At 44.7% G+C, this 12,271-nt stretch carries 8 protein-coding genes and 1 riboswitch; of the genes, 1 reads left to right on the forward strand and 7 read right to left on the reverse strand.

What is annotated here, in order from left to right; translation table 11 throughout:
* Positions 1-586: 586 nt before the first annotated feature.
* On the reverse strand, positions 587-2,062 hold the full coding sequence (locus HMPREF0556_RS05460) for a glutamate synthase subunit beta (protein ID WP_003756272.1): 1,476 nt from the start codon (positions 2,060-2,062) through the stop codon (positions 587-589).
* Between the two features lie 15 nt (positions 2,063-2,077).
* Positions 2,078-6,673, reverse strand: a complete 4,596-nt coding sequence (gene gltB / locus HMPREF0556_RS05465; RefSeq protein ID WP_040486502.1) for a glutamate synthase large subunit — start codon at positions 6,671-6,673, stop codon at positions 2,078-2,080.
* Positions 6,674-6,853: 180 nt separating this feature from the next.
* Between gltB and HMPREF0556_RS05470 the strand changes: the two genes are divergently transcribed.
* Positions 6,854-7,747 (forward strand): LysR family transcriptional regulator, encoded by an 894-nt coding sequence (locus tag HMPREF0556_RS05470; protein ID WP_003756278.1) that lies wholly within the window; start codon positions 6,854-6,856, stop codon positions 7,745-7,747.
* Here the strand turns inward: HMPREF0556_RS05470 and thiE are convergent.
* The 5 genes from thiE to HMPREF0556_RS05495 all read right to left on the reverse strand — a co-directional run bounded on the left by thiE (position 7,719) and on the right by HMPREF0556_RS05495 (position 12,259).
* Complete coding sequence (gene thiE / locus HMPREF0556_RS05475; protein ID WP_003756280.1) at positions 7,719-8,384, reverse strand: thiamine phosphate synthase; 666 nt, start codon at positions 8,382-8,384, stop codon at positions 7,719-7,721. The two genes, HMPREF0556_RS05470 and thiE, sit on opposite strands and share 29 nt — an antisense overlap.
* A gap of 2 nt (positions 8,385-8,386) precedes the next feature.
* The gene (gene thiD, locus HMPREF0556_RS05480; protein ID WP_003756283.1) at positions 8,387-9,196 is read right to left on the reverse strand and encodes a bifunctional hydroxymethylpyrimidine kinase/phosphomethylpyrimidine kinase; all 810 of its coding nucleotides are present in this window, start codon (positions 9,194-9,196) and stop codon (positions 8,387-8,389) included.
* On the reverse strand, positions 9,189-9,989 hold the full coding sequence (thiM, locus tag HMPREF0556_RS05485) for a hydroxyethylthiazole kinase (protein ID WP_003756285.1): 801 nt from the start codon (positions 9,987-9,989) through the stop codon (positions 9,189-9,191). Before thiM ends, thiD begins: the two co-directional genes overlap by 8 nt.
* A gap of 69 nt (positions 9,990-10,058) precedes the next feature.
* Positions 10,059-10,159, reverse strand: a riboswitch (TPP riboswitch).
* Between the two features lie 108 nt (positions 10,160-10,267).
* The gene (locus tag HMPREF0556_RS05490) at positions 10,268-11,371 is read right to left on the reverse strand and encodes an iron-containing alcohol dehydrogenase family protein (protein WP_003756287.1); all 1,104 of its coding nucleotides are present in this window, start codon (positions 11,369-11,371) and stop codon (positions 10,268-10,270) included.
* 66 nt (positions 11,372-11,437) lie between these two features.
* Positions 11,438-12,259 carry an amino acid ABC transporter substrate-binding protein gene (locus HMPREF0556_RS05495; RefSeq protein WP_003756290.1) on the reverse strand — a complete coding sequence of 274 codons (822 nt, stop codon included), beginning with the start codon at positions 12,257-12,259 and terminating at the stop codon, positions 11,438-11,440.
* Positions 12,260-12,271: the final 12 nt, after the last annotated feature.

Below are 12,271 nucleotides of genomic sequence, written 5' to 3' on the forward strand. Positions count from 1 at the left end.
TCCTTCGACCAATGGATTTGTTGCTTCTTTTCAAATAGAAGCTTCAAATCCATTTTTTATAGACAATTCATCGAAAAATGATTCTCGCTGTTGCTTCTTGAGAGTAGAAGTGCTACTATGAATATGAAAAGAGAGAGCTATGCGCTAACATAGCCCCCTCTCAGCAGCACCGTTAAAAAGACGGTAGCTTAATAGAATAAATGATAATCATCTTTCCTACTCTGCTAAAGCGTAAAGATGATTATTTTTTTGGCTTATGGAAGTCCAGTATTAGAACGACTAAGGCAGCAAAAGCTACTGTAAAAGTCATTGCTTCATACACAGACATGATTAACCCTTTCCAGGAGTCAGACCATCAAAAACCATTGGCATCACCCCTTTGTTCAGGATTAGCCACCATCTTTTTCACTTTACTGCTGAAGAATATTAACCATTTTCCGAAGATTATCACGTTCTTTAATTTGAGCGATGATTCTGGATTTTAGGATATAATTATCTCCCATTATTAGCTTAGCTTGCACAAAGAATCAAAAAAGATCAAAATCCTAGATTTTGATCTTTTTTAGTACTTTTTTTATGCGCTACTTCATGGTAAAAATGTTTCTTCCATCAAATAAAAATCTACTTCCCGAGCTGCTTCTCTGCCTTCTGCAATTGCGGTTACGACAAGGCTTTGACCATAACGGGCATCGCCGCAAGCAAATACGCCTTCTTCGCTTGTTCGGTAAAATCCTTTTCTTGCATCAATGGTGTGCCGTTTTGTCTTATCGACGCCAAAGTTGCTGAAAATATCGTCAGTCGCACCTGCAAAACCAATAGCGATCAGTACCATATCTGCTTCCCAGAAACGTTCTGTTCCTTCTACCGGCGTATAACGTCTATTGCTTCCTTCTTCATTCATGGTCACGTCCACCGTATAAAGTCCGATCAGTGTGCCATTGTCATCTTTCACAAATGATGTCGTGCTGACTAAATACTCACGCGGATCTTTACCGTACACATTAGCTGCCTCTTCGTGGGCATAATCCATCTTGAAGACTTTTGGATATTGCGGCCATGGATTTTTTCCTGTTCGGTCTTCTGGAAGTCTTCCTGCTAGACCAAATTGGTGGATGCTTTTTGCCCCTTGCCGCAATGCTGTAGCCACGCAGTCAGCACCTGTATCTCCGCCGCCGATAACGATCACGCGTTTGCCTTCTGCAGAAAGAGTCTGCTTACCGTCATTTTCTAAATTATCACGAATACTTTGCGTAAGATACGGTACCGCCATATGGATGCCGTCCGCATCTCTGCCTGGTAAAGAAATATCACGTGGCTTACTTGCGCCAGTTGCCAGAACGATCGAATCATAGGTAGCTTTTAATTCATCATAACTGATCGTTTCGCCGACATTGACACTTGTTTGGAATTGTACGCCTTCTGCTTCCATCAATTGCACACGTCTTGTCACTTGCTCTTTTTCTAATTTCATTGTTGGGATGCCGTACATCAGCAACCCACCGATCCGGTCGCTTTTTTCAAAAACGGTTACCAGATGACCTGCTTTATTTAATTGGTCAGCACATGCTAAGCCTGCCGGGCCTGAGCCAATGACAGCAATGCGTTTTCCGGTCCGATGTTTCGGAATCTCTGGTTTGATCCAACCCATTTCAAAGCCTTTATCGATAATAGCTTTTTCAATTGACTTGATGCCAACAGCCGGTTCGGAGATTGCTACGGTACAACCGCCTTCACATGGGGCAGGACAAACCCGTCCCGTGAATTCCGGGAAATTATTCGTTTTAAGAAGAGCTTGTAGCGCTTCATACCAGTCGCCTCGATAAACCGCGTCATTCCACTCAGGGATAAGGTTATGGAGCGGACAACCAGAAACGCCATTTTTGATTTCCATTCCGACACTACAGAATGGAACACCGCAGTCCATACAGCGAGCTGCTTGGACAGTCAAGTCTGCTTCTGGCATCGGTAAACTATATTCGAGCCAGTCACGCACACGTTCCCGCGGTTTCCTTGTGGGCGATGGAATACGCTCATATTCCATAAATCCTGTCGCTTTTCCCATGGTTATCACTCCTTTCTATTTTCCTGCACCTGTTAGTAGTTTGCCGTCTTTGTGCTCATAAAATGCTTGTAGTTCCGCAGCGTCGTGTTCATTTCCTTCTGCTTCTAACGTCTCGATTCGGTCACGCATCAGTTCAAATTCATTCGGGATCACGTAAGCGAAGTTTTTAAGTTCTGCTTCCCAGTTTGCGAGCAGTTGTTTTGCAAAGTTGCTTTTCGTATAGCGATAATGATTTTCGATCAATTCTTTCAGCAATCTGATCTCACGATTTTTTTCTACACTGCGGATACGGACCATTTCATGATTCGTTTTGATCACAAAGCGTTCACGTTCCGGTGCATAGATGAATGCTTCCCCTCCGGACATCCCAGCGGCAAAGTTATTTCCGATCTCGCCAAGAATGACTGCCACGCCGCCTGTCATATATTCACAGCCATTATCGCCGATTCCTTCTACCACGACTTTTGCACCACTGTTACGAACAGCAAATCTAGCACCCGCTTTGCCATGGAGGTAAGCCTCTCCACCAGTCGCCCCATAAAAAGTAACATTTCCTGCAATTGCAGATTCATGTGGATCGATCGGTGTTTCTTTTTGGGGACTGACGATCAGTTTACCCCCAGAGAGTCCTTTTCCAAGGTAGTCATTGGCATCGCCATGAACTCTCAGTGTCATACCGCGCGGGGCATAAGCTCCGAAACTTTGACCAGCAGAACCAATAAAATCAAGTTCGATCGTATCTTCCGGTAAACCGACTGCTCCGAATTTTTTACTTACATAAGAACCAGCAATGGTGCCGATTGCTCGATCAATATTGCGAACAGCAAATGTCCCCGTCACTTTTGCTTGTGTTTCTAAAGCTGGTTGGATCAATGGAACAAGTTCTCGCATATCCAATGTTTGGTCGATTTTATGATTTTGTGGTTTTGTACAATACTGGATTTGATTTTTATAGAAATCGTCTTGATACAACATCTTGCTGAAATCAATATATTTAGCTTTCCAATGACTGTCCTTCCGTTCATGTGTGGTCAAATATTCTTTATGTCCAATCAACTCTTCTAGTGAGCGAACTCCCATTTCTGCCATCATTTCCCGCATTTCCTGTACTACAAACTGGAAGAAATTCACGACATAATCTGGAGAACCACCGAATTTTTTCCGTAGCTCCGGGTTTTGGGTCGCGACGCCGACTGGACAGGTATCCATGTGGCAGACACGCATCATGACGCAGCCAAGTGTTACGAGCGGAGCGGTTGCGAAACCGAATTCTTCAGCTCCTAACATGGCAGCAACTAAAACATCTTTCCCGGTCATCAGTTTGCCGTCGGTTTCCACAACGACTTGATTACGCAGACCGTTCAATAGCAATGTCTGATGGGCTTCGGCAAGGCCGATCTCCCACGGCAGACCAGCGTGACGGATACTTGTCCGCGCCGCTGCTCCTGTTCCACCTTCATATCCACTTACTAAGATGACATCAGCAAGGCCTTTTGCTACCCCGGCTGCGATAGTACCGATCCCCGTTTTCGATACCAATTTGACATTGATCCGAGCTTCGTGGTTAGCATTTTTCAAGTCGAAAATAAGTTGCGATAAGTCTTCGATCGAATAAATATCGTGATGCGGCGGTGGCGAAATAAGTCCCACGCCTGTCGTAGAGCCACGTGTTTTTGAGATCCACGGATAGACCTTCTGTCCAGGGAGATGTCCGCCTTCACCTGGTTTAGCTCCTTGTGCCATTTTGATCTGCAATTCTTCGGCATTTACCAAATAATGACTGGTAACACCAAAACGTCCTGAAGCAATCTGCTTGATAGCACTTCTACGCCAATCTCCATTTTCGTCTTTGACAAAACGCTCTGGATTTTCGCCGCCCTCACCGCTGTTACTTTTCCCGCCGATCCGGTTCATTGCGATCGCTAATGCTTCATGTGCTTCCTGACTGATCGATCCATATGACATCGCACCAGTTTTAAAGCGTTTGAAGATGGCTTCAGCTGGTTCGACTTCCTCGATTGGGATCGGCTTGCGGTCGCTTTTGAACGTCAATAAGCCTCTTAGAAAGGCACTGTTTTGATTTTGCATCAAGTCCGCATAAAGATCATATGTCTCGCGGTTATTTTCCCGCGTTGCTTGTTGAAGAGAATGGATGGCTAATGGATTATAGACATGATATTCGCCGTTAGACCGCCATTGATATTCACCGCCAGTATCCAGTGTGAACGACTGATAGCCGATATCATGGAAAGCTTCGCGATGTCTGAGCCATGCCTCTTGGGCAATGATTTTGAGCGGGATTCCGCCGATTTGTGTAGCTGTTCCTGGAAAATAGGTATTGATCACAGCATCACTGATCCCGATCGCTTCAAAGATCTGCGCCCCACGATAGCTTTGTACTGTCGAAATACCCATTTTTGACATTACTTTCAGCATGCCGTCCGTAAGTGCTTCAGCATAGCGTTGTTCCGCTTCTTGAAGGGTAAAACCTTTGATCCGCTGTTCGTCGATCAAACCTGCGATCGTATCGATAGCCAAATATGGATAAACCGCATCGGCACCATAACCAACTAATAAGGAAAGATGATGAACATCTCTGGCCTCTGCTGTTTCCAAAACAAGACTTGCTTTGGTACGTAATCCCTGCTGAACGAGATAATGATGCAGACCGCTGGTTACTAACAGCGAAGGAATCCCGATCCGGTCATCATTCACGCCGCGGTCGGAAAGTACGAGCAACTCGGCGCCATCTCGGATTGCTTCCGCCGCTTCCTCAAATACTTCCTGCAGCCTCGCTTCTAATTGATCACGTTCTTTTTCAGAAAAATGGATCGCGATTTTACGAGTTTTTTTGGTAAAAACATTCTGCTCCATCAGTGCTTGAAATTCAGCGCGCTTTAAAACAGGCGTTGCCAATCTGATTCGATGTGCATTTTTTGCAGAGGGTTCTAAAATGTTCCCTTCGTCTCCCAAGAGCGTCATCGAAGAAGTCACGACTTCTTCCCGAATACCATCAATTGGTGGATTGGTTACTTGCGCAAACAGCTGCTTGAAGTAATTGAACAATAGCTGAGGCCGCTGGGATAGTACAGCGAGTGGTGCGTCATAGCCCATTGCTCCCATTGGATCTTTTTTCTCTGTGACCATTGGAATCAAGATCTTATTGAGCTCATCTTGCGTATAACCAAACGCCCGCTGCTCTTTGAAACGTTCCGATTTGGAAAGCTCTGCTTGTTCGCTTGGCTCTGCTTTCGCAAGATCTGCTAGCTCTGTTAATTCCGCCTTTAGCCATTCTCGGTAAGGTTTAGCAGCCGTCAAATGCATCTTTACTTCTTTATCTGTGATCAATTTCCCCTGCTCTAAATCGATGAAAAGCATTTCTCCAGCGCCGACAGTTTCTTTGCGGATCACTTCTTCTGCCTCTACAGGTACAACGCCTGTTTCGGAAGAATAGATGATCGTGTGATCTTTGGTTTCGTAATAACGCGCTGGACGAAGCCCGTTTCTATCTAAAATCGTACCGATAACCCGGCCATCTGTAAATGAGATCGAAGTTGGTCCATCCCACGGCTCCATCAGCATACTGTGATATTCGTAAAAAGCTCGTTTGGGATCTAGCATGTTTGGATTTTTATCCCATGGTTCCGGGATAAGCATCATTGCTGCGTGTGGCAATGAACGGCCGGTCTGCACGAGAAATTCCAAGGCGTTGTCTAAGGCCGCGGAATCACTTCCGTTCTCATCGATAACTGGAATAACTTTTGCCAAGTCATCGCCAAACAGACTGGATGCGGCACGTTTTTCTCTTGCTTTCATCCAGTTGACATTGCCACGTTGGGTATTGATCTCGCCATTATGGACAAGATAGCGGTAAGGATGTGCGCGTTCCCAGCTTGGAAACGTATTTGTAGAGAATCTGGAATGCACAAACGCAAAGGAAGAGGTATACGCTGGATCCGCAAGATCCAAGTAATAGCGGTCGATTTGTTCTGGTGTAAGCATCCCTTTGAAAATAACCGTACGTGTCGAAAGACTAGGAATATAAAATACTTCTGTCACTGCTTTGCTATTCGCCGCAAAATTTTCGATCTGACGGCGGATGAGATAAAGCTGTTTCTCAAATTCTCGCTCCGTGAGTCCGCGTTCCTGTTCCACAAATAATTGGTAGATCGCTGGTTCCGTTTCCCGCGCTCCTGCTCCAACTTTGCTAGCATCCGTTGGTACTTTACGCCACCCTAAGAAATGCTGCCGTTCTTGCTGGATCAATTTCTCCGCCTCTGCCATCAATAATTCCCGCTGTGCTGAATCTTGGGGGAAGTTAAACATACCGACTGCATACGTGTATTTGGCAGGTAATTCGATACCCATTTCAAGGCAAACATGACGAAAGAAAGAATCCGAGATCTCTAGGAGGATGCCTGCTCCGTCCCCAGTATCGCCGCCAAGCTCACCGCCACGGTGCTTTAACTGACAAAGCATGTGGATGCCTTGCTCAACGATTTTATGCGAATCACGGTGTTTAATATTAGCAACAAAACCGATGCCGCACGCATCATGTTCTCTGCTCGGATCATACAAACCGTGTTTTTCAGGCAAATTCGTTACTTTCATTAGGGGTTCCTCCTCTTTCAAAGCCATTTATCGAAATAATTGATTGAATAAACTGACTATTCGACTCTCATTAATTAGCTGACATTATTTGTAGTTTCCATTTTAGTCCTTTTCATTTATCTAAACAATATATATAATAGAATAAAACAATATCAAATTGAGAACAATCGAGGTGTAGGTATGGAACTTAGACAATTGAAGTATTTTATGGAGGTCGCAAGTTTTGAACATATGACTCAGGCTTCGGAGAATTTACACGTTGCGCAATCTGCCGTCAGCAGGCAGATAACAAAATTAGAAGAAGAACTTGGGATCAAGCTTTTTGACCGAGTTGGCCGAAATATGCAGCTGACAACCGTTGGTGAGGATTTTCTGAATCAAGTCAAAGTCGCATACAATGAACTGCTCAAAGCAGAAGCGATCGTAACCGAATACTCTGATCCAACGAAGGGTTCCGTCCGGATCGGTCTGCCCAATTCACTTGCTTCAAAAGTATTGCCCGCTGTTATTTCTGCTTTCCGAGCAGAGTATCCAGATGTGACCTATCATTTTGTCGAGGGATCTAATGCCGAATTGAAACAGTTATTATTGGATGGTGAAATCGATATTACTTTCTTATCTCCCGTCCCGGTAACAGATGATTCCGTAGAAGCAGTGAAATTTTTCGATGAAAAGTTGAAAGTGATTTTCCCCGCAACTCATCCGTTGGCAGATCGCTATAATGTCTCGCTGGAAGAGTTAGCAGCTGAAAAATTCATTTTGTATCCACCCAATTTTGATTTATTCAAAATCGTGACCACAGCAGCCGAAAAAAAAGCAATATCGCTTGATATTGCTTTCCAAAGTCAAGATTTTTATACGATTCAAGGGCTTGTTGGAGCGGGGCTTGGCATCAGTATTTTACCAGAAATGATCTTGGATGGTACCATTTTCAAAGACACCAAAGCGCTTCCGCTCCGAAATAAAGAACTGCGTCGTTCTGTCGGCTTAGTCGTGACGAAAAAACGCCAATTATCGCCGACTGAAAAATTATTTTACCAGTTTATCAAGAAATTTTTCCTGAATCATCAGTAGTTCCAGCTAACTGATGTAAGGTTTGTTTTTTATCTGTCGAGCGAACTAGTGCCGAAATAAATGATAATCCGGCAACTCCCTGCGCCAAGATCGCCCGCGCATTTTCTGGATAGATGCCTCCGATCGCAACGACAGGATAATCACTTGCTGCTACCAATTGCTGTAGACCATTTAGCCCTAATTCAGCTTCTGCATCTGCCTTTGAAATCGTTTGAAAAACTGGTCCGATACCTAAATAGGCAAGTTGCCGCAGTTGGTTAGCTTTTTCCACCTCAGCCAGTGAGTGACAAGATAAACCAATAGAAAAACGATCCGAGTGTTCGTGCAATGCTTTTTCCACCGCGTAATCCGATTGACCCAAATGGATTCCATCTGCTTCCAGCTGGATCGCTAAGTCGACATCATCATTTACGATAAATGGAATGGCATGCAAACGGCAGATTTCCCGCAGTGTTTTTCCTAATTCGATGATTGCTTCGTTTGACTCCAAACTTCCGGCACCTTTTTCCCGGAACTGAAATGCCGTTATGCCTGCTCTGATCCCTTCTTCTAGCATGTCTGGCAAGGATTGCCCTGTTGCCAGATCTTGCGTACCAGCGATCCAATACAACCTAAGATCTGAGGCTGTCACTCGCATGGCTATTCCTCCTTTCGATAAGCCCAGTGATTGACTGGACCATGGCCGTGTCCTACTTCGATCGATTGCTCAATGCTTGCTGTGATAAATGCTTTTGCTGTTCGAATCGCGGCTTCGACATCCGCCTGTTTAGCTAATTCGGCTGCAATACATGCAGAGAATGTACAGCCTGTTCCATGCGTCCGAACGGTTTCGGTTTTAACACTCGAAAGCCAGAATGATTTGCCATTTTCCAGCAAAACAAAATCTTCTGCTGCTTCGGTATCTAAACGATGTCCACCTTTGATAACAACGTTTTTCGCTCCAAGCGCTTGTAACTTTTGGGCCGCTTTCTGGATGGCGGACTGCGTAGGAAGCTTTTCATCTACCAAGACTTCTGCTTCGGGAAGATTAGGCGTTAGCACAGTAGCAAGCGGCACTAGCTGTTCTTTTAAAGTTTGAATGGAATCTGCCGCTAATAGGGAAGCGCCTCCCTTAGCAATCATCACTGGGTCGATCACAAGTTGCGGAAGTGACTGCTGCTGGGCGAATTGCACGACTGCCCGCATCGTTTCTGTATCTGCCAGCATACCCGTTTTCACTGCTCGAATATCGAAATCAACAAAGATCGAGGTCAGCTGACTAATAAGGACATCTTTTGGCAATGTATAGCTAGCCTGCACGCCCTGTGTGTTTTGAGAAGTGACCGCAGTGATCGCACTGGTACCGAATACCAATCGTTCTTGAAAAGTTTTCAAATCTGCTTGGATTCCAGCACCGCCACCACTATCAGATCCGGCGATCGTTAATGCTTGTGGATACGTTTCAACCATTTATAACGACCTCCATTTTCACTTGGGTCTTCACATCTGCCTCATTAAGCTGATAAAGTGCATCCATCAGCTGCAAGCGAAAACTTCCTGGCCCTTCGGCGATCTCACTTGCTTTCTCTCCAGCGATCGCATATGTTGCTGCTGCGGTTTCAAGCGCTGTCAGTGAATTTTCCATTGCTAAAAAAGCTGCTGCGATTCCGCCAAATAAACAGCCCGAACCGGTCATCTTCGGAAATAGCGCCGTCCCATTATCGATCCGAACGACTTGTTTGCCATCCGTTATAAAATCAGACACACCGCTAACCGCTACAAGCGTTTGATACTGCTGCGCGACTTTTTTCGCTGCTGCCACTACTGATTCATGATCTCCCTCTCCCGCATCTACACCTTTACTTTGCCACTCTATTTCCGCGAGCGCCGCGATTTCTCCGGCATTTCCGCGGATCGCATCTACCCGGATCGCTTGCAGTAATTGTAAGTTGAAATTTTTACGATAAGCAGTTGCTCCGATCCCGACCGGGTCAACCACCACTGGGATTTGCCTAGCATTTGCTTTTTCAGCTGCTGCCTTCATCATCTCAAAATTACCACCGGAAAGTGTGCCCGTATTGATCAAAAGTCCACTGGCATGCGCCACCATTTGCACGACATCTTCTACTTCATCTCCCATAACTGGCGAAGCGCCAATGGCAAGTAATCCATTTGCCACGTCATTGATCGTGACTGTATTTGTCAAACAAACCACAAGTGGATTCTGCTTTCGTAATGCTGTTAAAAGTGCTGGTTGAATCATTTTCCTTCCTCCTTAGGCAACAAAAAACCACTTCCCAGACAAAGGAAAGCGGTTAGACAGCTATTTAGCAACTATATCCACTCACTTCCCTACGTTGGTGCTAACCAAATCAGGTTCAAAGGGACCAATCTCTCGATTATCTCAGCTAAATAGCGCCCCTAGCGATTTATTGTTTTTAGTTATCTTCTGTTTTAGGATAACGCTTTTTTGATGAAAATGCAATGCTTCGTAAATAATAAAAAAGCTTCCCTATGTCGTTTCGCATAAGGAAGCTTTTTTCACACTTGGATCCTTTTTTTCTCCATAAAGATCTCTAATTGATCGATCGCTTGCAACACTTTATCCGCAGTCATCTTACCAGGCATCAAGTGGATCGTTTCGTGTTCCGAAGCTGCACGATCTGCCACTTCTGCTAATCTCTCTTCTGGAAGCTCTGCTAAGCCAAGATCTACAAGGCTTGCTGGAAGTTGCAAGGATTGATAGAACGGCAGTAGCGTATCGATCTCTTGCCAATTGCCTTCTAAAACTAATTGCACAAAAATACCATAGGCTACTTTGTTTCCATGGAGGAGATGATGCGTTTCCGGTAAGATCGTCAACGCGTCATGGATCGAATGCGCACCAGCACAGCGACCGTAATCGTCACCAAATCCGCCGACCATTCCACCAACCATAATGTTTGTCTCTACGATTTTCACAAATGCTTCATTCAATTCGCCTGCTTCCATTGCTGTCAGAGCTGCTTCGCTATATTGCAAAAGATTATCGCGGCATAATTTCGCAGTAAAGTGAGCAATCTCGACTTCGACTGGTTTTTGCTCCAGCTGACGAATGATAACATCGGCTTCGTACCATTTTGCAAGCGTGTCGCCAATACCGGCGATCAGTAGTTCTTTCGGCGAATGGAGGATCACTTCTGGATCAAGTAGAACAAGACCATTGCTGCGGGGGAAAACATCATAACGAATCATACTTCCCTCTGGCGAGTACATAACACTAAGTGGGGTATAAGCTGCACAAGTAGAGGCTAATGTGGGAAAAATAATAACAGGCTTATTCGAGACGATAGCGGCCGCTTTTGCCAGATCAGTTATCTTCCCACCGCCAACTGCAACAACTGCTTCCCAGTTTTCCTCAACTATTTTTTCTACTAAAAAGTCACGTTCTTCATACGTGCTTTCACCTTGATATGTGTGAAAAGCTACCGTGTAATTTGGCAGTTCCGGGAAAAAGCGTTCGGCAACTTCCCATGATTTCGTTCCCTTTAAGACAAGGATGCGCTGCAATCCACGACGTTCTAAGTGACGCGGCAACGTTTGCCATGCCCCCGTTTCGCATACAAATTCTTGCGGTGCTCCGCGTACGATCAGTTCTTTTTCCATTTTTCATTCCTCCAACTTAGACGCAATCGATAATAGGGAATATTGTAAAACAAACAATGATAATTGTCAATTTTCAGGCTGTTTGGATATTTCATCTTTTCCAAACCATTTTTTGCTGATCTGCTGCATTTTTCCTTCTTTATATAACTTGTCAAACGCCTGGTTGACTTTTTTCTTCAGCGTTTTATCTGTTTTGCGCATACCTACTGCAAAATCTGCTGGTTTAAAGCCGCCGGTGGTGATTCGGTAATCCGCCCGGTTCTTTTGTTTGGCGATAATATACCGCGCGTAGACATTGTCAATGATCAGTCCGTCGATCCGATTGTTATTCAGATCGATAAAGGCATCATTAAAACTGTCATAGAGTTCTGGCTGCTTATTTTTGATGATATTTGTCAGCACTTCCGGCTGCTTCGCCATATCATCAAGGGCACTGGCACCATTTTGGGCACCTAATAGTTTGCCTTTCATTCCTGCAAAGGAGCGAATGTTATTCTTTTTGAGTGTCACTAGCACTTGTTCATTTTTCATATACGGCTGCGAAAAAGCCACTTTTTCCGCACGTTCTTTATTCACTGTATAGCCATTCCAGATCAAATCGATCGATTCGTTTTTCAATTCGGTTTCTTTGAGCGTCCAGTCGATCGGCTGGAATTTTACTTTAATGCCATATTCTTTGAAAACCGCCTTTGCGAGATCGACGTCAAAGCCGATGATCTTATCTTTTTTATCACGAAACCCCATTGGCACAAAAGTATCATCTAAGCCAACAACGATCTCTTTCTCTTTTTTTATCGCTGTCCATCTATCACTACCGGCGATCCTGCAGGCAGAAAGTAAGACTGCAAGTAGTGTCAGAATGAGCAGCAGGTAATATTTGCGTTTCATATGATTTGCTCC

The sequence above is a fragment of the Listeria grayi DSM 20601 genome (genome assembly GCF_000148995.1).
Classification (GTDB): Bacteria; Bacillota; Bacilli; order Lactobacillales; family Listeriaceae; genus Listeria; species Listeria grayi.